Source organism: Coleofasciculus sp. FACHB-542 (genome assembly GCF_014695825.1).
Taxonomy (GTDB): domain Bacteria; phylum Cyanobacteriota; class Cyanobacteriia; order Cyanobacteriales; family FACHB-T130; genus FACHB-T130.
Window position 1 is genome coordinate 346,262 of sequence record NZ_JACJPB010000023.1, and the last position, 24,385, is coordinate 370,646.

The following is a 24,385-nucleotide window of genomic DNA, read 5'->3' on the forward strand; positions in this document are numbered from 1 at the left end:
TGAATCTATCTAGGAAGAAAGGGAAACAGTTCCTCCTCCAGGTAAGAAAAGCAGCTAGAAGGTTCTAACTGAAGCAGGAGTGCATAGTAGCAGTGGCTCAGGAATTTCATATCTCTGTAAATCCCTTAGGGGAAAGTAAATATTGGGTGCGGACAGAATGGGTTGCCGCACCGGGTGCCGTCCCATTTGCCGAAGAGCAGGTAACGTGGCAAGTGGAGGATTGGTTAGCTCAGGCGAGGCACCTGATGAATGACCCTTTGCTGATGGCTTTGTCTCCTAGCGATATTTCTCGATCGGGTTCCCCGAACCGAGAAGCCACCCAATCTTCCCTTAACTTGGTGGCGCTGGGGCAGCAGATGTACGATGCTTTGTTCCAAGGAACGCTGCGAGATAGTTGGATGATCGCTCAAGCGATCGCTCAAGATCGGCAAGAAGTATTGCGGCTGCGCTTGGGATTAAAAGATAGTCGCTTACTGAGCTTACCTTGGGAAGTATTGCACGATGGCGATCGCCCGTTGGCAACTGGAACCGATGTTGCCTTCTCCCGCTACCAGATGAGTACAAGGTTGAGAAGTCCCACCGTTTCGTTAGGTTCTGGGTCAAATCAACCGGCGGTGCGAATCTTGATGGCGATCGCTGCCCCCAACGACCAGGAAAGTTTGGCGCTCAAACAAGAAGTCAGCCACCTGCAAGCAGAACTGAGTCACCGTTCCCGGAATGGCTTACCCGAAATTCAACTCACCGTTCTGGAGCAACCCGGTACGGAGCAGCTGACGCACGAGCTGGAACAAGGTCAATATCAAGTTTTCCACTACGCAGGTCATAGCGACCAAGGAGCCTACGGCGGCAATCTCTACCTCGTAAGCCGCCAAACCGGGCTGACGGAGATGTTAAGCGGAGATGACTTAGCGGGGTTGCTCGTCAATAACGGCATCCAGCTCGCAGTGTTTAACTCCTGTCGGGGCGCTCATACCGCCGCTTCAGCTCCCAGCGACGGTGCCGCAGAGGGAAATTTGGCAGAAGCGCTGGTCAAACGCGGCATCAAGAGCGTGCTGGCGATGGCAGAACGCATTCCGGATCAAGTCGCTTTGACCTTGGCACGGCGGTTTTACGGCAATCTGAATCAAGGTTATCCGATTGACCTCAGCCTGAGCCGAGCGCGGCAAAGTTTAATTTCTACTTACGGTTCTCGCCAGCTTTACTGGGCTTTACCGATCCTCTATCTTCACCCGGAATTTGACGGTTACTTGACACCAGGTCATCATGCCATCAATGCCAAAGCAGAGCGACTTCAGTTGCCTGACGCTTCTGGGGCAGACATTGCTTGGGGAGGAATGCTGAATCCTCTCTCTAGGGAGGAAGAAGCGGTCTTCACGGCAGCGCCGACTGGATCTCGATCCGGTTTCTTAACCACCGACGAGGCTTTAGACTCCTTAGAGGATGACTTCTACGGGGATGACGATCCCGACTGGACCGATCCGGTTGATGATTTGGAGTATGACGATATTGGCTACGAAGACGACTCGGCTTTGGTTGCGGATCTGTTTCGCCAGCTAAAGCCTGAAGTAGCAGCAGAGACACCGAGGGAAACTGAGGTAGACCAGACAAGGGACAGACCTGTAGAAAGAGAAAATCAGACAACGATCGCCCCTCACCCGCCCAGCGAGTCGAAAAACCCCCCCCAACCCGTCGCCGCAGCGATCGCTGCTGAGTCAGCAACGAAAAACGCGGGATCGGGAGAATCGCTACTGGGATATGCCGCCGGGAACCCCCGGCTGCGATTTTGGCAGCGTGGTGAAGGGAAGAAGGGACAGCGACAAGGCAAGCGTGCCCCACTGATTTTGCTGGCGTTAGGCTCGACGATGGCGATCGCGCTTTTGGGTTTCTGGTTATTGCAACGTCGTCCGCAACCTTCAGACTTGTTGTTCTCTCAGGAGAATACCTCAACCTCACTTCCGGCGCTCCCTAGCCCCAATCTCAAAAATGTCAATCTCCAGAAAGCCAATACCCCGACTGTCACGGCGATCGCCATTGAACAATTCAGTCAAAATAACTTATCCGCCGCCGGGGTAGCTGTAGAAGAACTGCTGAACCGAGGAGCGTTACAGCAAGCCCAAGGGGCGCTTGACAATGTTAACAAACAGAAAATCGACGACCCAGCCATCAGCTTCCTAAGAGGGCGTCTGGCGTGGCAGTCTGTTCAAACTGGCAGTAAGGATTACAGTTTGGATGATGCCCGTCGATTTTGGGAGCAAGCGGTCAAAAAGCAACCTAAGTCCGCTAAATATTTGAATGCCCTAGGGTTTGCCTACTATTTAGAAGGGAATCTCGATCGTGCTAACCAAATTTGGTTTGATGCTTTTTACTTGATAGAAGAAAAGCAAGCTACTGTTGCTGGCTCGGTTGCCCAACAAGAAGCTTTGACAACTTATGCAGGATTAGCAATTGGGCTGACCAAATTAGCTGCATCTCAACCTGCTGATAAGCAAGCAAAACTTTTGGATGAAGCCCGGAAGCTCCGACAAAAGGCGATCTCAGAAGACCCGGTTAACTTCCAACCGGAGGCCCTAAGTAAAAACTGGCTCTGGACAGAAAAAGCAATTAAAGATTGGAGATCGCTACTTTCGACAAGTCAAAAGTAATTCCCGAAAAAACATCTACTTGTACGTTGAATTTTAGTAATTAGTAAAAAAATTTGAGTTTTGAATTAAGAATTTTTTTCTAACTCAAAACTCAAAAGTTTTATAGTAATTACTTTTTGAGCAACGCAGAGAGAGACTGTCGCTTTCGCAGATCCATGATTTCTGCCAGACTATCCTCGCCCCAATCCAGAGGATGATTTTCTTCTGGAGGCACCACCGTTACCTCAGTCATCCCATAATTTGTCATCATTAGGGGCACTTCTTGAGGTTTAGAGAAGCCTTCTGCCGGTTGTGGCGGCATGGGACGACGCTTTTGCTTTTGAGTCGGGCGGCGTTGTTTTTTGCGGACGCTTGCAGTCGGCTTTGACCGTTTGAGAGATTTACGCTGCGGTGAACGACTCAGGTTTAGCGCTATCAAAAGCGTTCCAGTGACAAAGCCCAAGGCGATCGCACCATACAACCACCGTGGCACTTCCTGTTGCTTTCGAGCTTCCGGAACTTCCGGCACCGCTGTAAAACCGGGCAACGGGGTTCCAGATGGCTGACTGGTTGTGAAGCTTGGCAGTAGTGATGTCTCTGGTTCTGGAACCGTCGTTTCGGCAGGCATCGGTTCAACAGATTTAGATTCCTCCTGCTCGATGGGGCCTGTACTAAATAGACCTAGCGCTGCTACTGCTGCGATGGTAATCATGGACGCCCACAAACCGCCCCAAAAGGCGAGTGGGTACTTCTGAACCATCTGGTACAGGAAAACAAGGCTAAAGCGCTGTATAGGAGGCTTATCGGGCTGATTGAGCATTGAACGCCCTCAACTAGCACGGCTGATTGATATGGGGTAATTTATATCAAAGTTTTATCAAATTTTGAAAAACTCGGTATAACTCACTAGAGGCAGATTTTAGCAAAAATTGCCTGCGATCTTCCAAAAAAGAAAATATAGTAACCCGGACAAAGAGATGATTGTGGCAGCCAAGAACCAGAGATTTTGGAGATTTCAGAGTTCTCAAAGCAGAGAATTACTTATCCCCACGCCCCAAATACAAATTTTGGTAACAATGGGATTAAGCAGACATCCAACCGCAGGTACTGATTCAAGACAAGACACCTGCCTATGATAAATGAATGCGATAGACTAGCTACTCGACAGGGCACAGGGAGGATAGATAAAAAAATGGGCGAGCAGTTTACGCCTGCAATTGAAGAAGAGCCATCAGAAGAAGAAATTGTGGCACAGAGTTCATCGAATCGCCGTGGCACCTCCGGTGCCCTTGCCCGGAGAAATGCAGGACGGGAAAAACATGATATTGCTTTGACTCGGCTAAGCCGTGAAAGCTTGCCCCAATCCTGGTCAATAGAAAACAGTGAGAACCTTTATCGGATTGAAGGTTGGGGTCAACCGTACTTTTCGATTAATGCAGCCGGTCACGTTACAGTTTCTCCCAAGGGAGAGCGCGGTGGGTCTCTAGATTTATTTGAACTGGTCAACGCCCTGAAGCAGCGCAATCTGGGGCTACCACTGCTAATTCGCTTTTCAGATATTTTAGAAGACCGGATTGAGCGATTAAATGCTTGTTTTGCGAAAGCGATCGCGCGTTACAACTATTCCGGTACTTACAAAGGTGTCTTTCCGGTCAAGTGCAACCAGCAGCGACACTTGGTTGAAGATTTGGTGCGGTTTGGTAAACCCCATCAGTTTGGCTTGGAAGCTGGCTCGAAGCCAGAGATGATGATTGCTTTGGCAATGTTGGATACGCCTGGGGCATTACTCATCTGCAATGGCTATAAAGACCGAGAATACATCGAAACGGCGATGTTAGCGTCTCGACTGGGGCAAACGCCGCTGATCGTCTTAGAGCAGGTTGAAGAAGTACAGCTGTGTATTGAAGCCAGCCGTCAGTTGGGCATTAAGCCAATTTTGGGCATCCGGGCGAAGCTGAGTACCCAAGGCGTGGGACGCTGGGGAGGATCTACGGGCGATCGCGCTAAATTTGGTTTGACCATTCCCGAAATCATTCACGCGGTCAACGAATTACGAGACGCTGACTTGCTGGATTCACTGCAATTGCTGCACTTCCACATTGGCTCTCAGATTTCCGCAATTAATGTCATTAAAGATGCCATCCAAGAAGCTAGCCGGATTTACGTCGAGTTAGCCAAGCTGGGGGCTGACATGAAATATCTCGATGTCGGCGGCGGTTTGGGCGTGGATTACGACGGCTCTCAAACCAATTTCTATGCTTCCAAAAATTACAATATGCAGAACTATGCCAACGATATCGTGGCAGAGTTGAAGGAAGCTTGTGCCGAACACCAGTTACCCGTTCCCACACTGATTAGCGAGAGTGGGAGAGCGATCGCTTCCCATCAGTCGGTGCTGATTTTTGATGTTCTCGGCACCAGCGATGTCCCATCCGGGGCACCCGAACCCCCAAAAGAGGGTGAATCTCCGATTATTAATTACCTCTGGGAAACCTACCAATCTATAAACGAAGAGAATTTCCAAGAGCTATACCACGACGCCGCTCAATTCAAAGAAGAAGCCATCAGCCGATTTAATTTGGGGATTTTGCGCCTCACCGAACGAGCCAGAGCCGAGCGTCTTTACTGGGCTTGTTGTGAAAAAATTCTAGCGATTACCAGGAAGCAGGAATACGTTCCCGACGAACTGGAAGACCTAGAAAAAATTATGGCTTCCATCTACTATATCAACCTGTCTGTCTTCCAATCAGCGCCGGATTGTTGGGCAATTGACCAGCTGTTTCCCATCATGCCGATTCATCGGCTGGATGAGGAACCAACACGGCGGGGAATTTTGGCAGACCTCACCTGCGACAGCGATGGCAAAATCGATCGGTTTATCGACCTCAGAGATGTCAAGTCGGTTTTAGAACTGCATACGCTGAAGCCTGACGAACCCTACTACCTGGGGATGTTCTTGAATGGAGCTTACCAGGAAATTATGGGCAATCTGCACAACTTGTTTGGCGATACCAACACGATTCACATTCATTTGACGCCCAAGGCTTACAGGATTGAACATGTCGTCAAAGGTGACACCATGAAGGAAGTCTTGGGTTACGTACAGTACGATTCTGAGGATCTGATTGAGCAGATTCGTCGGCTATGCGAACAAGCGCTTATGGATAAGCGCATCACCATTCAGGAATCCCAGCGATTGCTGCAAAACTACGAGCAGAGTCTCAGTCGGTACACTTATCTGTCGTCCTGATGAGTAATGAGAAATGGGTAGAGAATCCACTTGTGACCCACTACCTATTTCCCAATGATCGCTGACCGATGATTTAAATCGCTTCCATCCCCAGCAGATCGGCGATCGCTTGCCGTTCTGCTGGCGGATTAGAGGGCAGAACTTGACGAGCATCGTTAATCAGCCAATCGAGGGCGGCGGCTTGGACATCAATCGTGGCACCTGTCTTATCCACGCAGTAACGTCCGAACACCAGCTTATCGACTAAGCGCACTCCTGGGCCTAGGCGGGAGTATTCAAAAATCACGCTATTTTCCACCTTGGCACCGCTGCACACCCAGCAATTGGGTCCGATGTAGGTGGGACCGACAATCTTGGCTCCATCTTCAATGCGTGTCATGGCACCAATGTAGACTGGGCCTGTGATGTCAACCTTGTCCCAGTTCACCGCTACATTTAATCCGGTATAAATACCGGGAGCCACTTTCTGTCCGGGAATTGCCACATTTTTGACTTCTCCCAGTAACACGCTGCGAATTGCCTGCCAGTAGTCTGGCACTTTGCCAATATCCACCCACTGGAAGTCCATCGGGATTCCGTAGAAAGGCGCACCCATTTCTACCAGTTTGGGGAATAACTGACCCCCGATATCGTACTCCTCGCCAGAAGGGATGTAATTTAAGATTTCTGGCTCGAAAATATAAATCCCGGTATTGATATTGGTGCTGAGCGCTTCCTCCACTGATGGTTTTTCTTGGAAGGCTTTGATTCGTCCCTCTTCATCGGTGACGACGACTCCATAACTGGAAACCTCATTCTGTGGCACTGATTTCATCACAATCGTCGCGATCGAGCCTTTTTCTTTGTGCCACTTCACCGCTGCGGTCAGATCCAAATCGATCAACGCATCTCCGCACAGCACCACAAAGGTGTCATCAAAAAACGGAGAAAAATCTTGGATGCGACGCATCCCGCCAGCAGAACCGACCGCTTCGCCGATCAAGTCGCCATTTTCTTCAATCCGGCCTTCAAAGGAATAGCCAATTTGCACCCCAAAACGCTGACCATCCCGGAAATAGCTTTCAATCTCGTTAGCAAGGTGGCTGACATTGACCATGATCTGGTCAAACCCATGCTGCCTGAGTAGTTCCACCAAGAACTCCATCACTGGTTTTTGCAGAATGGGAATTAAAGGTTTGGGAATGGTGTAGGTAATCGGACGAACGCGGGTACCTTTACCAGCCGCCAGAATCATGGCTTTCATGAATATTTTTTCCTCAACCTAGGCCACTTTGTTTTCGTGCAATTTAGCTGTACCCCATCCCTTCACTGGAGGCAAGGGATGGCTGGTCAAATATTTTAGTCGATTGACCTTGTCGATATTCTAGATGTTTCTCACCCTAGCGTTTAATCAACATACCGGCAGGAACTGAATGCGCCCCTGTTACAGTACAGAATCATCGCTACAGCGTTCGGATTTTTAGGTCTTGGTAGAACTCCTCTTGGGCTAACTCTACCTTAGACTGAGCAGACAGGAGTAACAGCGCCCAAAAAACTCCCACTCGGTCATTGTGTTTCGGCGCAGTTTCCACCTCTTCAGGCAATTGATGCGCGTTTAACGGTGCTGACCGTTGTTTTACCCCTGCCCATAACTCTAACAGCTGGTCTAATTCCAGCCAATCCTGACCGGGGGACATTTGGGGCCAATGACTGCTCAAAAACCGATCTAGGTGAGCTGCGGTTTCGGTCAGATTTTCTTGGTGAGCGAGGGCAGCGATCGCGCGGGCGGTTTGGGAACGAGACTGGGAACGGTAACTTGGGTCTTTAATCGCGTTTGGGCCAGCAGGTTTTTCTTCCAGTACCGTGGCTATTTGCTGTAGCTGTTCGATTAATTCGTGTAGGGTTACACGACGAGTTTGGGGAGGCATTGCTGTCCCTCGGCGTCGCAAATGGCGCTCCAACCGCGTTGGCAATTGTCTGGGATCGGCGGCGGTGTCGTCCAGTTCGTCCTCAGTGGGTTCGAGATTGTCTGGGAGCGATTGCGAAAACAGGGTATCCGCCTTGAGCAATACCAGCATGGACGCATACAGAAACGCCTGCCCGGACTGGGACAGCTCTACTTCAAAGGTGCCAGAGAGCTTCTCCCCAGCTTTCTCCAATTCCAATAAGCATCGATCGATCGCCTCAATCACCTGGACATCCCAAGGGTCGATTTCTCCCCGCTGAGCCAAATCGATTAAAAGGGCGATCGCTTCCTGGGCTGGGCCAATGGTCATCGGCATAAACTCAAGCTCAAATGAAGCTAAATTGATTAGGCAAGGGATTCCTGTTCTTTTGCTGCCGCGAGACTTGCTAGCTTCCCTCCAACTACCTCTGTGTTTTCAGTCTGGAGGGTCGCGTTTAAGGGCAGACTTTGTCTCTCTTCGATTTCTGCCTTGTAGTGTTCAATATTTTCCTCTAATTCTTGGATGCGCTCGTCTTTGGCACGCATCTGACGCAATTGTTTTCCAGATTCTAGACTTCGCAGCAACCGCGCCCAGATACTAAAAATCCACGCTAAGACAGCTCCAAGACCCATCGCCAGAATCAGTTCAATACACAAGGGCGCTTGCACTTCGATACCTTGAACAATTTGAATGGCGGCAGGTTCGGGATTTTCTAAGCTGAATAAAACTAGCGCTAGTAACACCGCGAAGATCAGCAAAAAATTAATCTGTCGCATCAATTAACTCCTAAACAATGCAGATCCCTTGCCAATTTTACAAGGAAGAACGAGATGAGTTTTATATTGAACAATGAGAAGGATTTGAGCCTCACCTATCCTACTCTACGTCCATGCCAAGTGCATACACTCTTCAGTTTTGATTGGAATCTGGAATCGAAAACCTGCAATTGTTAATATTGTCTGAGTGCAGGAGCGATCGCGCTTATTCTGTATAAAAACTAGAAGCGGATTTCTCCTCATTGAACAAAAATAAAAGTTTTTGAATGACCCAGGCTAAATAATCGTGGGTATCGTGCAGAATCTTTGTTAAGTTTGCCAGCGCATCCTCGCTTAGTTTGTCGTACTGATAGCTTTTCGGGCGGTATCTATTTTAATAATCTTTCAACTGTCATTAGGGTTTCGGGAAACCGTCTCTGTCGTCACAACGGAGGGCTGACGCAAAAGACGGAGAGTATCGATAGTGTCCTTGATTGTACCTGCAAGGGGCACAGACACGAGAACTCCCAGCAGTCCCGCTATCTGACCGCCGATCAATAAAGCGATAAAGATCCAGATCGGATTGAGTCCGGTGAAATCGCCCATTAACTTAGGAGCAAGGACGTTATCTTTGATCTGCTGCATGAAAATCGATGCGATCGCGACCCAAACGGCTAACCAAAAATCTTGCAGCATCACCAAAAGCGTCACCATCCCAATCCCCAAGGTGGCACCGATAAAGGGAATGAGTTCGGCAACCCCAATTAACAAACCAAACAAGAGCGCAAACGGCAGGTTCAGAGTCAAAAAGATTGGCGTCAGCGTTGCCATCATAAACAGTCCTAGGAGGACTTGCGTAATGAAAAAATTCTGAAAGTTTAGCCGCAGGGATTCGCTCAACGGCAGACCGATCTGAGACGGAAGGAGATTAAACAAACCCTTCCACAAGCGATCGCCATACAGCAACATATAAAACGCCAGCACCACCACAAACACGACATCGATTAATCCGGTCAACGTCCCTAGCGCCACGCCAAACGCCTGACTTGCTAGAGCCTGCGCTTGGTTTTCGATCCGAAAACTGACGCGACGGCTAAATCCTTTAAGATCCAAAGGCAAACGACGAGTTTTTGTCCAGGCGTCCAACTGATCTAAATTTTGATTGCTTGTCTCTAACCAATCTGGAATATTTTTGAACAGTTGAGTCGTTTGATCTACCAATATCGGGACGAGAGTCACGCCCAAAATGACAAGCACCGCTAAAGTCACCACCAAAACGATAATTACCGCCTGTGTCCGCTTGAAGCGAATCTGCTCTAACACCCGCACCGGGTAATTGAGTAAAAAAGCCAGAATTGCCGAAATGGTGAGGATGGTAATTAAATGCTCAAAATAGCGAAATATCTGGGACAGAACCCAGATATTTAAAGCCACAATCGGGCCGGTCAAACCGAGAATCAGCAGGCGTTGAAGATTGGCTGAACGGCGCATCGCACTCACAACCTGTAGCAGTGGCTCCCTGGGTACTCGTAGAACGACTGGCTAGACTTTACACTCTAACCCATAGCCAGTCTAAAGTCTAAAGTCTATGAATATAGCCGCAAGCGATAAATTTTTTTGTAGGATGTATGAAAACTGGGGTCAAGCAAGACTTTAAAATACTTAAATTAGGGATTGAAAAAATATAAAGATGGATACAAGCGTAGCCGATCTGCGTAAAAATTACACCCGATTTGGACTGAGCAAAGCGGATAGCGACCCCAATCCCTTTCAACAATTTAAAACTTGGTTTGACCAAGCACGGGCAGCGGAACTTCTCGAACCCAATGCCATGACTGTTGCGACTGTTGGGGCTGATGGCAAACCTAGCGCCAGAATGGTTCTACTCAAAGACTTCGACGAACAAGGCTTCGTATTCTACACGAACTACGAAAGTCAAAAAGCACAACAACTCCTCGTCAATCCGTGGGCGTCCTTAGTCTTCTGGTGGGCGGAACTGGAACGCCAAGTGCGGATTGAGGGGCAAGTGGAGAAGGTTTCAGATGCTGAATCAGAAGCTTATTTTCACAGCCGTCCGCTCTTAAGCCAATTGGGGGCTTGGGCTTCGCGGCAAAGCCAAGTCATTGAAAACCGCGAGGTACTTGAGCAACGCTTACAGGAACTCAAAGAGCAATATGAAAATCGGGAAATTCCTCGCCCGCCCCATTGGGGAGGCTTTCGAGTCATTCCTACAACAATTGAGTTTTGGCAGGGGCGTCCGAGTCGGCTGCACGATCGCTTGCACTATCGACGAGGTGATGATGGCAACTGGGTAATTGAGCGATTATCACCTTAAGAAAGAATACTTTTAGAAAGCCCATAAAAAGAGGCAAACCCTATCTTTATAAGCAATGCTTATAAGCAATACGTAGGGTTAATTTTTGTGTATTTCTCCTTTCTTCCGAAGCTGACCGAGTTGGTAAATGGCTGTCGGGTCTATTCCTCTTGGATGAAGCCTTTACTCAAAATTCTATCCAGAGCTGTAGGGAATTATTCTTAACTTGCCTCATGATTGGGTGGAAACAAAAACACTGACTTGTGCTGTTGTCGGTCAGCGGTAAATACTCAATTTCTAAACTTGTTGTTGGAAATTTATTGAAGAAAAAAGTGTTTTTGGAATAGTGCAAGTTTTCCTCATGAGTGCGTCATAACAAGACATCCTGTAACGGAGGGAGAACAGGAAATTGATGAATACAATAGCCCCACAGCGTCAAAGATTTTTACGCCCAATGGCGCTGCTGCTTTCAGCGTTACTAATGGTTCCGTTTTTAAATGCTTGCGGTGAGTCGCAGACTAACACTCCACCGCCACCTGTTGACGATACGCGGGGTGGAACAGTGACAAATCCTCCCCCCACCAACCAACCCCAAGCCAAGAAAGGATTATCAACGGGTCAGAAAGTAGCAATCACTTTGGCGGGAGCGGCGGCACTTTACTATCTTTACAACAAGAATAAGAACAAGCAACAGCAGGGGGCACAGGGGAAATACTACCTTTCTAAGAACGGTCGCGTTTACTACCGGGATGCCCAGAATCGCCCTCACTGGGTAACGCCGCCACCGGGAGGAATTCAAGTTTCGGAGGAGGAAGCGCGACAGTACCGTGAATTCCAGGGCTATAACAACAGACCCACAGGGCGCGACCTGACGGGACTGGCTGAAGCTGATGCCCCGGTTCCGGTTCCAGCACAGTAAGCGCTGCTATCTCTGGGTTGCAGAGAGCTTAACCAGCTATAAGAAATGCCAACCACAACGGCAATAGAGATTCAATTTGTACCCTCTACATAGCCGTTTCAACATCAATTGAAAAAGGAGACAAATCATGGTAGATGGGTTTATCAGAAAAATGCAGGATGCTTTGCTTGGTAACGACCAAGACGCGAGCAACTACGACGATCGGGAAGTCCGCCCCGCCAGTGAAGATCCGTTTGGCGATCCCGGAGAATATGGGCAGTATGGCGATGTCCGTCCCGCTAGCGAAGACCCCTACGGCGATCCGGGAGCATATGGGCAGTATGGCGATGTTCGCCCTGCGAGTGAAGATCCCTTTGGCGATCCGGGAGCATATGGGCAGTATGGCGATGTTCGTCCCGCGAGTGAAGATCCCTACGGCGATCCGGCAGACTACCAAGGACAGTTTGGACAAGGGCAGTTTGGAGATGTCCGTCCTGCAAGCGAAGATCCCTACGGCGATCCAGCAGACTACCAAGGGCAGTTCGGAGATGTTCGCCCCGCTAGCGAAGATCCTTACGGCGATCCGGCAGACCAGGAAAGTAGCGGCTGGTAAGCTAAAGCTGTTAGCAACTAGAAGTTGTACACAATCGTAAAAAAGCAAGTAAAAAGGCAGTAACGGAATTCGTTACTGCCTTTTCACTAAATGTAGGGAGTTGAAAAAAAACAGACCTTACCGTGTTTAGATCAAGGGAGAATTGTCATAATTGGCTAATAGATCGGCGGGGTGATCGTAGATAGCGATCGCACCCTTGAGTTGATTATCGTCAAAGCCACCAGAACGCACCGCAATTACACCCACACCAGCTTTATTTGCAGATTCAATATCGTAGGGAGTATCGGCAATCATCACTACTTGATTGGGTTCCATTTGCATCTTCTTCAATGCTGCTTCCACGATGTCTGGTGCTGGTTTAGAGGCATCGGCATCGCTAGAAGTTGTCGCTTCATCCAGTAGATCGTCAACTTGTGCGGCTTTCAGCAACGGGGAGAGTTCTTGACTTGATGCAGAGGTAGCGATAATCAGCTTTAATCCAGCCTCCTGCATTTTCAAGATCAGGTCTCTTGCGCCGTCTGTAGGAGACAGTGTTGGTGCAAAGCGGTTGACCATTAGTTCTCGACGCTTCTGAGAAACGGCTTTCCCATCTCCGTCTTCGTCATTTAATTCCGGCACCATTGCTGGGATGACGTGATCGCCACCCATCCCAATCAGCGGTCGAACTTTCTCGAAGGGTACCTCATAACCATACGTTGCAAATCCCTCAACCCAAGCTTGGGCATGAGCATCATTGCTCAGAACCAGCGTACCATCGATATCTAAAATTACGCCTTGCACTGTCATGGTTGTATTACCTTTGGATTTTGGTTGTATTTAGTCCCCCTTTTTAAAGCGGGATTTTCTCTGCTTTGATTCTCGTTTCGCTCCTTTCAGCCCCTGAATCGGGGCGAAGAAAAAACGCGATCGCTAATTTGAGGCTACCGCTGGCAGCACTTCCGGGTCATCATCCAACGAGAGGAGGAATTGAATGATATCGGTCTGATCTTGGGAAGTGAAACCTGCCTCGGTGTCTACCCAATAAGCGTGTCCGCTGCCGTCTACATTCGACTGTTGTAAGTCAGAATTTGCCCGGTTAACGGCTACCGTTGTTTCACGCAGGTTGCGATCCAGCAGCACTCGCAAACTTGCGCTGGGATCGGGCTGGATATTGTTAAGCAACGTACCTGCCATGCCTAGTTGATTGGGATCGGCGACTTTAAAGCCGTCTTTATCTCGCTTCAGTGCTTCGGAACTAGCTGCCACACCGCCATCATGGAGATAAGGTGCGGTTACGGCAAGTCCAATTAAGCTAGGTACCTTGTAACCACCGGCTGGGTTGCTGATGGCAAAGGCTAATTCTAGCGATCGCTGTGGCGTGATATCAGTCGGCACTGACAGCACCGGCGGATCGGGCGGCAAGGGGACTGGGACGTTACTAGGATAAGTTTGGGGTTCTATCAAGATGCGGGCAAAGGGTGCTTGCGCCGGACCCCGTGAGGGCTGAGTTCCAATCTCATTTGCTGCAATTACTTCATGGTTGGTGAAGTAGCGTCCGCTATGACACTCAACGCAACCAGCTTTTGAGAAGATGGCTGCACCCCGCTTCAGGGTGTCTGTACTAGCAGTTTGAGCGGGTGGCGGTGCCAAGCTATTCTGAAATGCTGATATTCCGTTAAGTTGTTCGCCGACCGGGAATCCTGGTGAGTTTGCCATCAACCCATCCAAAATAAAAGGCGAACCTTTCGGGTATCCAGGCATCTTAATTACCTGGTTCATTCCCGGTTCACCTGGTGTGGGATCGATTTTTTCAAAGAATTCTGATGGTTTTGCACCTTCTGGCAACCGGAAAGCTTGATTGGCTGAATTTTGAAAAAGAATTCCCAAATAGGTCTCTTTGTCAATATTTAGTAACGCTTGGCTGGAATCAGCCCCGGTTGTCGCGTCGGAATTGGTGCCGTGAACGTTGCTGTTGAGGGTAGTCAGTCCGTGAAACCAGCCAATGGCAGCGTTTCCACTCCAGCCGTAGGGCCAAGCTTTATGGGTATAGGAGGAAGGATTTTGGGAGGGATTGTTGACCATGTTGCCGGTAGAATCAAAGTTCCCCGGAGGCCAACTGAGCAAATCGGCATCGACGGCATCTTCTACGGCTTTGGCATCTGGGAGACGGGCGATTTCCCCATCAGCGTTGATGTAAGTGCGATCGCCTAAGGGAAGTTTAGTGGGATTCACACCCGTCTGGCGAAACATGGCGGCGGAGTTCGTAGCCATTGCCAAGACTAAGCCGGGATCGACATCGTTGTTCGGCACACCTTCGATAACGCGCCCACTTCTGCTATCGATTGCTGCATGACACAAGGCGCAGGTGATGCCGACTCGAACCTTACCCTTCTCAATGCTGGTACGCATTCCCAAGGGCAGAATTGAACCAGCAGGCACGTCCATTCCGGTGTTCAGCAAGGTTCCGGCGGTAAAAGTTCTCCTGCCGATGGTGACATCTTTATCGATGGGAATCTGGAGGTTGGTGGTATGTTTTCCTCCCAGTCGCGCGATCGCTTTCGTCATCGTTACCAGGTTGATTGGCCCATTCAGCGCCCCGACAACATCGGTCTGAAATACCTGATCTTTAAAAGTTTCTGAGTAAAAAGCTTTGCGTCCCAGGTTAACTAAGTCCTCAGTAACCGCAACTGCCCCATTCTCCAGTGAAAGTTGCTTGCGCCCTTCCTCCGTTTGCAGCAGACTTTGGGCTTCGTCTTTGGCGATCGCGTATCCCAACACATCATAGGAACCGATCTCCTGCGGTGCAGGCTTCGTAAGGGGTGTAAAGGTGTTGTAGAGGCTGGGTGTTGCGGGAATCGCTAGCTCAATTTGAAAAGCCAAAAAGCTGATGACAACGAGAACTAAAGCTAGCAGGAAAAATGGGCGCGGTACCTTCGGCAACACCTTCATCGAACGCACGATGCCTCGCAAATCTATCAATTACCTCCGCTACTTTAAAGGGACAAACGCCGTCTCTCGTCTGTCTGGAGGCTGAACCGACTGAGTGTATATTTTTACACTCAAGAAAGCAGAGGTTTTTCAACACAATTAGCACAATCGCGATCGCGTGTTGTTGATCCAGTACCTTCCCAGGATAATTTTGTTAGTAGTGGAAAGCCCCGCATCCCGACAGTTCGTGGGCTTTCCACACCTGCTGTCATCACAAGTTTTGACAGCAGGATGTTCACAAACAGACATGATTCTTAAAATTGTACTGCTCTAAGAATCTACGATTAAGATAAATTTCTGAAAGGTCTAACTAACCCAATAATCACCACTTTAGCGGCTTATTCGCTATCTAAAACTGTAGTCCTAGCATTGCTTCTGCCATCAGGTAGATACACTCTTTTAAGCAAATTGCCTAGATTGAGCAGTGATCGGGCAGTAGGAGAAGTAGCGTGACCCAAGATAAAGCTGGATTGGGAGAACAAACGCTTAACAAGCTAGCAGAAATGGCGCTGGCAAACCAACTGGGAATAGTAGAAGAATTAAAAGTTCAGATCAAGACGGATCTAAGCAAACTTTCCCGTGGTGAAGTTGATTTTATCGCTATTAATATCAATGGTCTAATTATACAAAAGTTTTTGCCCTCGGAAGAATTACAAATAGAAATTAATCGGATTAGTGTCAAGCCTCGTCTTGCCCTAATCGGCAAAATCAAATTAACCAAGCCTTCCCAAGGAACACTTCGCGTTGTTATCAGTGAAGAGAATCTTACCCATGCCTTCAATTCTGAATCTTTTCAGAAACATCTGCACCAAAGCAAAATTTTTATTGAGAATAGAAAACTATCAATTCATATCCAAAAAGTAAACTTTTCTCTACTAGCAGACGGCAATATAGCTTTGAAGTCCGAGCTAATTCTGGATAAAACTGGACTAGTTCAGCAACTTTCCTTCACAGCCACACCTCTTATTGGAGCTGATGGGCAAGAAATTGTCCTCCAAGATGTGAATTATTTAGAGGGGAAGGAACTCCCACCACAACTAACAGATGTTTTGGTCGCACAAGTGAGCGAAGTTTTAAGCCTGCGTGACTTTGACAAAAAAGGGATGTCACGGCAATTTCAGCAGATTGATGTAGTGGCAGGTAAGTTAACTTTGCAAGCCACCATTCATATTGAGCAGATTCCTTCCTCTTAAGCTGACATTACACAAGTTTGAGTAAATTTTTGTTTACAAATAATTTTAGTGTTCAAAGTTACAATTTAACTTAACAGGACTACCATTCTTTAGCTAGAAGTAGAAGTGAATTAATAGCAGGTACTTTAGTTACTAACAGGCTAACAAGGGATTATTTCTCTGAATTTTTTAATACCCGAAGCCAATAGGTCTATTTTATCCGGTTCTGCGCTCCTGTTATTGATTTTGGTTTAGAAGCTCCCAGTCTTATGATTTTAATCTCCTAAGTAGCATCATCAGTTAACCGACTGGTTGCTCTTGAGGCTTACTTATGTTGATTACTTTTTGTATTTTTCCCTGACTGGATAACGCTGACCTAAAACCAAAACCCTCAGTAGAGATACCAGGAAGTTGTCTTTGCTTACAAGGCTTAAAAGAAGTGCGTTCATACCGTGGGTTTCCTAAAAAAAAGCAGGATTGCTTGCTAATAAGTAAGATTACTTCCGCTTTATGAGGATAGGGTCTGAGCCTTAGGCGTGGCGTCCTTGCAGGAGCTTTAAATAGACCGCTTCATTGTTAAAACTCTATCTAAGCCGACCCATGACTCACTTTGGTGTAATTTGCCCGCCTTTTTCAGGTCATTTGAACCCCTTGGCAGCGTTGGGACGAGAATTGCAACAACGCGGTCATCGCGTCACTTTCCTGCAAATCCCGGATCTAGAGGCATCTGTACGCTCAGAAGGGCTAAACTTTTATCCGATTGGGCAGGGGATTTATCGACCTGGATTTCTTGCCGAGTCCTTCGCGCAACTCGCTCAATTGAGCCGCTTAGAGTCGCTCCGTTATTCAGTCACCTTGTGCCAACAGGTGAGTGAAATGTTCTGCCAAGATGCCCCCGATGCCATTCAAGCGGCGGGGATTGAAGCACTGCTGGTGGATCAGCTTGAACCAGCGGGTGAAGTTGTAGCTGAATCCCTCAATATCCCTTTTATTACTGTGTGCTGCGCCCAAGCTATCCGCCGACAGGCAGATGTTCCCCCCTTTTTTATGGGCTGGAGCTACCAGAATACCTGGTGGGCGCGTCTTCGCAATCTAGCTGCTTATTACCTATTAGATCGCAATAGCAAGCCGATTCAGAAAGCTCTAAATGAGTATCGCGCAGCGTGGAAGTTGCCCCTGAAACAAGGCTTCAGTCTCTCCTGTTCTCGACTTGCCCAAATCAGCCAACAGCCTGCTGCTTTTGATTTTCCCTGCGCCAACCTGCCAGAAAACTTCTATTACACTGGGCCATTCCGTAATGCGTCACCGCGAACAATTCCCTTTCCCCATGAACGGTTGACCGGACAGCCCCTAATTTACGCTTCGCTGGGGACTGTGCAGAGTACCAAACAGGAAATTTTCTCCTGCATTGCAGAAGCTTGCGTTGAACTGGATGTTCAACTGGTTCTCTCTTATGGAGGTGGGATGAATGTAGAAGCGGTTGAAAGGATGCCCGGTTCGCCGCTGGTTGTAGAGTATGCCCCTCAGATGGAATTGATTTCTAAAGCAAGGTTAACCATCACGCACGGGGGACTGAACACAGTACTCGATTCGCTCAGCCACGGGGTTCCTTTAGTTGCTATCCCCATCACCTATGAACAACCGGGGACTGGAGCGCGAATCCAATGGACGGGTACGGGTGAGGTGGTTCCTTCAGACGGTCTGAGCATTTCTAGGTTGCGAGGCGCGATTCAACGAGTGCTTACGGAGGATTCTTACTCAAATAATGCATTTCGGCTCCAACAGGCTATCCGTCAATCAGGCGGCGTGAAGCGAGCTGCTGATGTTGTTGAGCAGGCTGTAGGGTTCAAGCATCCAGCTCTGTCGAAATTAACGTCCAATGTATCTAGTGTATCTAGGAGTGTTGCGTGAACTCTATCAAGTGAATTATCAAGTGAATTGTCCGCCGCGACTCTGCTTCGGTGATGGTTGGCTAATCCTCTAATGAAAAAACAGGATAGAACGCCAGCGTTCTATCCTGTTAGCAAAATAAAACTCTTACATCAACTGAAGTGATGATGAGAGTTTTTTTAAGGTGATTTTATTTAGGTCGTAACTTCGGCAGCTTTTGCTGCCACGTCGAAAACAATGTTGTAGCTTTCGCTTGGACCCAGGCATTGGAGAACTCGCTGATGGGCTTCTGCGTCACAGCGGCGGCGAAAACGAGCAACAACCGAGGATTGCAACTTGGGTACGCGACGCATTAGGCACCAAGGGTGAAGCTGGTTAAAGTAGGTCATAAAACTTTCCCGATGATACCTAGGGTTTTTTTGATGAATGTGCTTTGAATGATGGCGATGAGGGTGTGGCGATCGCTATCGTTCTTTTGCGAGTGCAGTTCCCATCTATTGATAGGGTTGCGCTGAAATGCCAGCTAGTATTTAGTGTTTATCTGTTTTATCTGTAGCCCAGACAGTCCAGATGGGCTGTTTATGGAGGAAAGCAGATGCGATCGCCCTGTTGGTTCAGTGCTGCTTTGATGGCAGCAATTCCCGGTGCTACTCGCAGTGCTTCTGTCGCTTTGGATTTGTTCATAGATATTTGATTGGGTAGATGGGTACAGGTGTGCGAACTTTGTCGCTAGCACAAACAGCACTCATCCAGCTTAATTTCCGGCAGCAATGAGCTGGAAATACTACTTTCTTGGGGGATTACTAAGAAGGTTAAAAGGTTAACCCTCTTTATCGATTGTAACCTAAAATGATTCAAGTTACTAACTTGAAACTAATAGTCGCAAAGTAGGGCATGATAGCTTAGTTTTAGGCAGTACAGGCGATTACTAGCGGTTTTACCTGTAAGAAGGAAGAGAGAGTCGTTGAGACGAAGGTTTACGGATGAAGGGCTGCGGCAGATGGGCAACTTCTTACGAGCCTGTCGGGAAGCGAAAGGCTTGAGTGTCCACAAGTTGAGCGAACAGACGAAGGAGTATGAGGCTCGCTTCTATGAAGGGTTGGGAGAGCCATTGCCTAAAGTTCTTGGGGTGAGCATTGCAGCCATTTCAAGAATTGAGAATGGAAACTTAAATAAACCAGCACCTGATATTTTGTGGATACTCTTAGACGTTCTCAAACCCGAACACCCAACTGAGAATCGGATTCTGACGCTGGAAGATTTGCTGCTGATTGGTACGGAAGCATGGAACCCAAACATCGGAGACTGAAGCTGTCAGTTGCTTCTTCGCGTTGGGCTAGTTTTAACCAGAAAGCGAAATTCAACAAGAGTTTGGACGATTTGCCTAACTTCTTGATAACGCAGCGATCGCACTCAGAAGAGGATTAAGCGATCGCATTGTAGTGGTGAAGGGGAGAATGCGCGATCGCATTCTTAAAAATATAATTTTACAATGTGTATAATACTTAAATAAATATTTTTTAGAATATTTATTTAATTTGTCGAGGCAATTCAGGTATTTTCAATTACTGGGATGCGTAATAAGGCATAAATATGGAAGTTACACCTATTTATAATTGGGAAGGTCATTTAATAAGTTATCAGCAAGGCAATAAATTCGTGCCGATTGCTGATGATAACCAAGAATATCAAATTATAAAAGAAGCCATTAAAAATGGTACCTGCATTGTTAAAGAACCTATTATTGAGGAAGTTACAAAAACCTACGACCGGAAAAAGAACTGGTCGGGTTACAGATGGCACGGTATATTTGTCCCAATTGATGAAAACAATTATCTTTATCAAATAATTGATAAAGCAATTAAAGATAACATTTGTATCGTTAATGAACCTGAAGAGGAACATAACGCTACCGGCTCAAAAATCAAAACAATTATTTTCTGCGTTTTGTTTGATCAGCCGTGGCATCGTGTAGAGGATTTTTACGAAGGAAAGATGCCTTATCGCTCAAACCCTAAAGCACAATATGTAGATTACAATTTCCGTTTAATTAACCTTCCTATAAACGAAAAACTAAATGCTGCTAACTTCTTGTTTGAGTATTATGAAATTGCAAAAGAAAAGTTTCCAATAGAAATCTCTATGAAAATTGGAATGCTTGAATTGGAAGTACCTGTTAAGTATCTCCTTAAATTGTTTCGTACTGAAAAAGAATTATTGGAGGAAAATACTGCTAATATTATTGAAGATATTCTAAAGCAAAATTTAAAAGAATTTGGCAGAAAAGAAAGTGAAGGAGCTAACATTTTAGTGTTAATACAATACGCAAAAAGTTACCTTGAAAATTTTATTATGGAGCTTGGCAACAGGATAATAGAAGCCTATGCAGGGGAATATAGAGAGCTTCCGATCGGATATATCAACAAGTGGAAGATTCATGAAAAAACTTTTGTAATTAACAAATTTGACGACGGAACTTATGATTTTGGTACTTTCGGGCTATCAGAAAGAGTAACTCCTAAGCTTAGCGGAAAATGGCAGCAAAATTTTAGTTTTTTACAAGTAGCCCAACCGGAAGCATATCTAAAATCCTCACAAAATAATGCTTTACGGAGAGTCAGAATGTTAGTTGACTCTGGATTTCATATGGAGGGATTCTGTCTTTTAAACGCCTTTTTGGAAGTTAATGTTGAAGACGCAATATGTGAGTGTATCAAAGCTGATAAGGAAACTGAAGATATAATCAGGAGAAAAGATCATAAGATTTTGCTAGAAGTATTAGAAGAAATTGGAAAGTCTGCTAAAGATAATAGTTTTTACAGTGAAGAATACCTGGCAAAGATAGAAAAAGCAAAGGAAATATATAAGCATAGAAATGCCTATGTACATGCGTTAGAATTACCAGAAAAGGAAAAAACTCTCAGTCTTAAACAAAGACGAGTGCTAGAGAGCTTAATGTACGAATTTATGGACGAATGGGAATCAAGACCGTGGTATGAAAGCCAGGAACGTCTTGCAAGTGGGAATGATGCTAGTGCTATCAGTATCATTCAAAAATTTATAACTGAGTGGCGGCAGAAAAAGGTTAGAAACTCTGAAAATTGTTAGTAATCCAATATTAAATAAAACTAGCTTGCATCTTTAAAGAAATATAAATATGCCAAAAAATACCCGATGCGATCGCGCTTTTTACTCATTGATATGTTTAGACCGATCGCATCCTCACGAAAAATCCAAATCTGGCAAAATTACCTGTACGGCGATCGCATCCTTGCCGAGGCAATAAAAAAGGGCGCGATCGCACCCAGAAAGACAATTATTAGAAAACTTTAGAATCTTGAGCCACAGATAGATTGCACAACCGCTTCAGGCTCATTTCGATGTTGCTCTCGGCAAATTAAATTCTGAGCCAAACGTTGCTCAGCATAGGCTCGATGCGTAAACCAGCCGATTGGCGCGCCTGCGATCGCGCCAAGCAGCAGACCTGTCAATAGACTAGAAACAAGATGCTTTCGAGTAATTCTATTCTCTTTCATTTAAAAATTTCTCCTAATTGCTGACCCATTCTAAAGAAAGCAAAATTTAGGATAAATTTACGTCCCTCTCCTTGCTTATATCTGAAGTCGCACCCGTGATGATATACCGTCTTTGCGTCTATCTCATACTACCTGGGAGGAAACTGTAAACTAAGAGCATTCGCTACGCTTAGGCTCGGTTTTGGCATTTTGGGTATTTAAAACTTTTGTCGCTGACGATGAAATTAGACATTTCCAGTCCGTCCAACAAGGGACGCGACAACCGTAATTAACTCAGTGGGGTCAATTGGTTTAGCGACATGAGATTGAAAACCTGCCGAAAGGGCTGCTTCCTGGTCGTCTACTCTGACATAAGCCGTCAACGCCACAGATGGAATTTGTCCTTGTTCCGCCTCTAGCGCCCTCACCCGGCGAATTAGACTATAGCCGTCCTCGTTTGGCATCCCAATGTCGCTGATGAGGACATCTGGCTTTGACTGTTGGATAGTTGCGATCGCTTCCTCTGCTGAGGCGACAGCGATCGCTTCTGCTCCATACTGTTCTAGGATGCTCTTGAGCAACTCACGGGCATCAGCTTCATCATCAACAACAAGGATCTGCAAGCCATCAAGAGGGCTTTCCCAAAGGGTGGAACGAGGACTTTCTTGAGGATTGAGTGCTGAAGATTGAGAACTGCATAAAGATTCCTCTTCCTCAGTCCTCTTTTTCACCCCAGCACTGTTGAGAAGCGGCAACTTCACGATAAATGTTGACCCTTGCCCCTCTCCGGGACTCTCAGCACGCACGGTTCCTCCATGTAGTTCCACCAAGTGGCGGACAATTGCCAATCCCAGCCCTAACCCTGTATAAGACCTAGTGATAGAGTTATCAGCTTGGCGAAAGCGGTCGAAGACGTAAGGCAGAAAGTCAGGGCTGATGCCCTCACCCGTATCCCTAACTGAAATCTCGGCGTGGGAGCGATCGCCTTGAAGGTAAACTTCAACTCGTCCGCCTTCAGGCGTGAACTTAATCGCGTTGGTGAGCAGATTCCAGATTATTTGCTGCAAGCGGTCTGGATCTCCTGAAATTAAACCCACAGAAGTATCCACCAACAGATGAACTTGAATGTTCTTTGCATCTGCTGCTGGACGTACCGTATTGATGGCTGACTCAATGACTGGAATCAGTTCCATTGAGCGAACTGTGAGGCGGAGTTGACCTCGAATAATCCGCGAAACATCCAGCAGATCCTCAATCAAACGTGCTTGCGCCTTGGCATTTCGCTCAATCGTTTCGATAGCACGAGCGGTCGTCGCCGCGTCAAATTTTCGGGTACGGAGAAGACTTGTCCACCCCAGCATCGCATTGAGGGGCGATCGCAGTTCGTGAGAAAGGGTCGCCAGGAACTCGTCTTTCATCCGGTTGGCTGATTCAGCCTGGGTACGTGCTTCTTGTGCGCGGGCAAGTAACCGAGTACGTTCCTCTTCAGCTTGCTTGCGGTCCGTGAAGTCGCGCATGATTTTAGCCAACCCTTGCACCTGTCCGCTCTCATCGCGTAAAGACGTGACAATGCCACTGCCCCAGAAACGGCTGCCATCCTTACGGACGTGCCAGCGTTCGTTCTCAGCCCGACCTTCCGTCAATGCCTTTCCTAGTTCTTTCTTGTCCTCGCCGCGATCGCGATCTTCAGGTGTAAAAATTATGGAGCCAGATTTGCCCAAAATCTCTGCTTCCTGATAGCCTAAGATGCTTTCTGCTCCTGCTCCCCACTTGATAACACGTCCTTCCAGATCCAGGAAAAAAATTGTATAGTCTTTCATGTTTTCCAGCAACATCAGGAAGCGCTCTTCGTTTAACCGCAAAGCCTTCCCTGAGTGCTGATATTGATTTTCTCGTTTCTCTAACTCCGCAACTCGTTGGCGGAGTGCTACTAATTCAGCGATGAGTTCACTTTTAGTTTTATCTTCCTCTTTCATGGGGAGAGCATTACCATCGAGTCTCACTCTAAAGAAGGAGCTGGGATCGAGTGGCGGTCGGTTTTTTAGAACTCTTTTCAGAGTTGCAGCTCCTAAGGTTTTTCTTCACCTATCTTTAGGCTGAAATTTAAATTATTTAAGTAGTTGAATTAATTTTTAGGGATAGAGAGTCCCCTTCGAGGCAAAAAAAGCTGAGATTTGGTAATTTTTAATCCAGCATAAAATGCCAAAACATCCAATCTAGAGATTCAGCTACATTTTTTTAATTAAACTAACGCGATGTGCAACTTTTCCGAATAAGAATTCCACGGAATTCTTTTAGAAAATCTCGCTTTCATCCACGCTTGTACTCGTATCAAGCGCTTATGGGACAACCTACAGCAGATTGCAAGTTCATGAAGTACAGTAGCAGCAGTTTGTGAACCAGTTGCGTAGGTGTTTTGGATTGACTAAATCAAGTGCAGTAGCAAGCAAAGTATCAACCATTTT

General features: G+C 47.0%; 20 protein-coding genes. 10 read left to right on the plus strand and 10 right to left on the minus strand.

The window, feature by feature from the left end; all coding sequences use genetic code 11:
• Positions 1-92: 92 nt before the first annotated feature.
• Positions 93-2,642, plus strand: coding sequence for a CHAT domain-containing protein (locus H6F52_RS07690; RefSeq protein WP_190533343.1), 2,550 nt, complete (start codon positions 93-95; stop codon positions 2,640-2,642).
• 109 nt (positions 2,643-2,751) lie between these two features.
• On the opposite strand, the gene H6F52_RS07695 is transcribed toward H6F52_RS07690, so the two are convergent.
• Positions 2,752-3,441: a hypothetical protein gene (locus H6F52_RS07695; RefSeq protein WP_190413092.1), complete on the minus strand. Its 690-nt coding sequence runs from the start codon at positions 3,439-3,441 to the stop codon at positions 2,752-2,754.
• Between the two features lie 372 nt (positions 3,442-3,813).
• Between H6F52_RS07695 and speA the strand changes: the two genes are divergently transcribed.
• Positions 3,814-5,871 carry a biosynthetic arginine decarboxylase gene (gene speA / locus H6F52_RS07700; RefSeq protein ID WP_190533346.1) on the plus strand — a complete coding sequence of 686 codons (2,058 nt, stop codon included), beginning with the start codon at positions 3,814-3,816 and terminating at the stop codon, positions 5,869-5,871.
• Positions 5,872-5,944: 73 nt separating this feature from the next.
• Here the strand turns inward: speA and H6F52_RS07705 are convergent, their stop codons facing one another.
• The 4 genes from H6F52_RS07705 to H6F52_RS07720 form a co-directional block, all read right to left on the minus strand.
• Complete coding sequence (locus tag H6F52_RS07705) at positions 5,945-7,114, minus strand: NDP-sugar synthase (protein WP_190413091.1); 1,170 nt, start codon at positions 7,112-7,114, stop codon at positions 5,945-5,947.
• A 199-nt stretch (positions 7,115-7,313) separates the two neighbouring features.
• Complete coding sequence (locus H6F52_RS07710; protein WP_190413723.1) at positions 7,314-8,126, minus strand: ScpA family protein; 813 nt, start codon at positions 8,124-8,126, stop codon at positions 7,314-7,316.
• 35 nt (positions 8,127-8,161) lie between these two features.
• Positions 8,162-8,572 (minus strand): LapA family protein, encoded by a 411-nt coding sequence (locus tag H6F52_RS07715; protein ID WP_190533349.1) that lies wholly within the window; start codon positions 8,570-8,572, stop codon positions 8,162-8,164.
• Positions 8,573-8,956: 384 nt separating this feature from the next.
• On the minus strand, positions 8,957-10,042 hold the full coding sequence (locus tag H6F52_RS07720) for an AI-2E family transporter (protein WP_190533427.1): 1,086 nt from the start codon (positions 10,040-10,042) through the stop codon (positions 8,957-8,959).
• A 199-nt stretch (positions 10,043-10,241) separates the two neighbouring features.
• Here H6F52_RS07720 and pdxH point away from each other — a divergent pair, with 199 nt between their 5' ends.
• The 3 genes from pdxH to H6F52_RS07735 all read left to right on the plus strand — a co-directional run bounded on the left by pdxH (position 10,242) and on the right by H6F52_RS07735 (position 12,376).
• The gene (gene pdxH / locus H6F52_RS07725; protein ID WP_190413088.1) at positions 10,242-10,886 is read left to right on the plus strand and encodes a pyridoxamine 5'-phosphate oxidase; all 645 of its coding nucleotides are present in this window, start codon (positions 10,242-10,244) and stop codon (positions 10,884-10,886) included.
• A gap of 391 nt (positions 10,887-11,277) precedes the next feature.
• A complete protein-coding gene (locus H6F52_RS07730) occupies positions 11,278-11,784 on the plus strand; it encodes a hypothetical protein (RefSeq protein WP_190533353.1) in 507 nt (168 codons plus the stop codon).
• A 127-nt stretch (positions 11,785-11,911) separates the two neighbouring features.
• Positions 11,912-12,376, plus strand: a complete 465-nt coding sequence (locus H6F52_RS07735) for a translation initiation factor (protein ID WP_190533356.1) — start codon at positions 11,912-11,914, stop codon at positions 12,374-12,376.
• A 126-nt stretch (positions 12,377-12,502) separates the two neighbouring features.
• Here H6F52_RS07735 and H6F52_RS07740 read toward each other — a convergent pair whose 3' ends face one another.
• Positions 12,503-13,162, minus strand: a complete 660-nt coding sequence (locus tag H6F52_RS07740; RefSeq protein WP_190533359.1) for an HAD family hydrolase — start codon at positions 13,160-13,162, stop codon at positions 12,503-12,505.
• A 123-nt stretch (positions 13,163-13,285) separates the two neighbouring features.
• Positions 13,286-15,304 carry a hypothetical protein gene (locus H6F52_RS07745; RefSeq protein ID WP_190533430.1) on the minus strand — a complete coding sequence of 673 codons (2,019 nt, stop codon included), beginning with the start codon at positions 15,302-15,304 and terminating at the stop codon, positions 13,286-13,288.
• 488 nt (positions 15,305-15,792) lie between these two features.
• Between H6F52_RS07745 and H6F52_RS07750 the strand changes: the two genes are divergently transcribed.
• Positions 15,793-16,536 carry a DUF2993 domain-containing protein gene (locus tag H6F52_RS07750; protein WP_190533362.1) on the plus strand — a complete coding sequence of 248 codons (744 nt, stop codon included), beginning with the start codon at positions 15,793-15,795 and terminating at the stop codon, positions 16,534-16,536.
• Between the two features lie 579 nt (positions 16,537-17,115).
• Complete coding sequence (locus H6F52_RS07755) at positions 17,116-18,426, plus strand: glycosyltransferase (RefSeq protein WP_190533365.1); 1,311 nt, start codon at positions 17,116-17,118, stop codon at positions 18,424-18,426.
• Positions 18,427-18,599: 173 nt separating this feature from the next.
• Here H6F52_RS07755 and H6F52_RS07760 read toward each other — a convergent pair whose 3' ends face one another.
• Entirely contained in the window at positions 18,600-18,794 is a 195-nt protein-coding gene (locus H6F52_RS07760; protein ID WP_190533368.1) for a hypothetical protein, read from the minus strand.
• A gap of 575 nt (positions 18,795-19,369) precedes the next feature.
• Between H6F52_RS07760 and H6F52_RS07770 the strand changes: the two genes are divergently transcribed.
• The 3 genes from H6F52_RS07770 (at position 19,370) to H6F52_RS07780 (ending at position 21,738) form a co-directional block, all read left to right on the plus strand.
• A complete protein-coding gene (locus H6F52_RS07770; protein ID WP_190533371.1) occupies positions 19,370-19,714 on the plus strand; it encodes a helix-turn-helix transcriptional regulator in 345 nt (114 codons plus the stop codon).
• A gap of 284 nt (positions 19,715-19,998) precedes the next feature.
• Positions 19,999-21,513, plus strand: coding sequence for a hypothetical protein (locus H6F52_RS07775; protein WP_190533374.1), 1,515 nt, complete (start codon positions 19,999-20,001; stop codon positions 21,511-21,513).
• 66 nt (positions 21,514-21,579) lie between these two features.
• Complete coding sequence (locus H6F52_RS07780) at positions 21,580-21,738, plus strand: hypothetical protein (protein ID WP_190533377.1); 159 nt, start codon at positions 21,580-21,582, stop codon at positions 21,736-21,738.
• Here H6F52_RS07780 and H6F52_RS07785 read toward each other — a convergent pair.
• Both H6F52_RS07785 and H6F52_RS07790 read right to left on the minus strand, forming a co-directional pair.
• The gene (locus tag H6F52_RS07785) at positions 21,735-21,941 is read right to left on the minus strand and encodes a hypothetical protein (protein ID WP_190533380.1); all 207 of its coding nucleotides are present in this window, start codon (positions 21,939-21,941) and stop codon (positions 21,735-21,737) included. The genes H6F52_RS07780 and H6F52_RS07785 overlap by 4 nt on opposite strands.
• Before the next feature lie 224 nt (positions 21,942-22,165).
• Positions 22,166-23,896, minus strand: a complete 1,731-nt coding sequence (locus H6F52_RS07790; protein WP_190533383.1) for an ATP-binding protein — start codon at positions 23,894-23,896, stop codon at positions 22,166-22,168.
• Positions 23,897-24,385: the final 489 nt, after the last annotated feature.

Coding starts and splice junctions, on each gene's coding strand:
- H6F52_RS07695 (WP_190413092.1), bottom strand. CDS start 3,441: ATGCTCAATCAGCCCGATAAGCCTCCTATACAGCGCTTTAGCCTTGTT.
- speA (WP_190533346.1), top strand. CDS start 3,814: ATGGGCGAGCAGTTTACGCCTGCAATTGAAGAAGAGCCATCAGAAGAA.
- H6F52_RS07705 (WP_190413091.1), bottom strand. CDS start 7,114: ATGAAAGCCATGATTCTGGCGGCTGGTAAAGGTACCCGCGTTCGTCCG.
- H6F52_RS07710 (WP_190413723.1), bottom strand. CDS start 8,126: ATGACCATTGGCCCAGCCCAGGAAGCGATCGCCCTTTTAATCGATTTG.
- H6F52_RS07715 (WP_190533349.1), bottom strand. CDS start 8,572: ATGCGACAGATTAATTTTTTGCTGATCTTCGCGGTGTTACTAGCGCTA.
- H6F52_RS07720 (WP_190533427.1), bottom strand. CDS start 10,042: ATGCGCCGTTCAGCCAATCTTCAACGCCTGCTGATTCTCGGTTTGACC.
- pdxH (WP_190413088.1), top strand. CDS start 10,242: ATGGATACAAGCGTAGCCGATCTGCGTAAAAATTACACCCGATTTGGA.
- H6F52_RS07730 (WP_190533353.1), top strand. CDS start 11,278: ATGAATACAATAGCCCCACAGCGTCAAAGATTTTTACGCCCAATGGCG.
- H6F52_RS07735 (WP_190533356.1), top strand. CDS start 11,912: ATGGTAGATGGGTTTATCAGAAAAATGCAGGATGCTTTGCTTGGTAAC.
- H6F52_RS07740 (WP_190533359.1), bottom strand. CDS start 13,162: ATGACAGTGCAAGGCGTAATTTTAGATATCGATGGTACGCTGGTTCTG.
- H6F52_RS07745 (WP_190533430.1), bottom strand. CDS start 15,304: ATGAAGGTGTTGCCGAAGGTACCGCGCCCATTTTTCCTGCTAGCTTTA.
- H6F52_RS07755 (WP_190533365.1), top strand. CDS start 17,116: ATGACTCACTTTGGTGTAATTTGCCCGCCTTTTTCAGGTCATTTGAAC.
- H6F52_RS07760 (WP_190533368.1), bottom strand. CDS start 18,794: ATGACCTACTTTAACCAGCTTCACCCTTGGTGCCTAATGCGTCGCGTA.
- H6F52_RS07775 (WP_190533374.1), top strand. CDS start 19,999: ATGGAAGTTACACCTATTTATAATTGGGAAGGTCATTTAATAAGTTAT.
- H6F52_RS07780 (WP_190533377.1), top strand. CDS start 21,580: ATGCGATCGCGCTTTTTACTCATTGATATGTTTAGACCGATCGCATCC.
- H6F52_RS07785 (WP_190533380.1), bottom strand. CDS start 21,941: ATGAAAGAGAATAGAATTACTCGAAAGCATCTTGTTTCTAGTCTATTG.
- H6F52_RS07790 (WP_190533383.1), bottom strand. CDS start 23,896: ATGAAAGAGGAAGATAAAACTAAAAGTGAACTCATCGCTGAATTAGTA.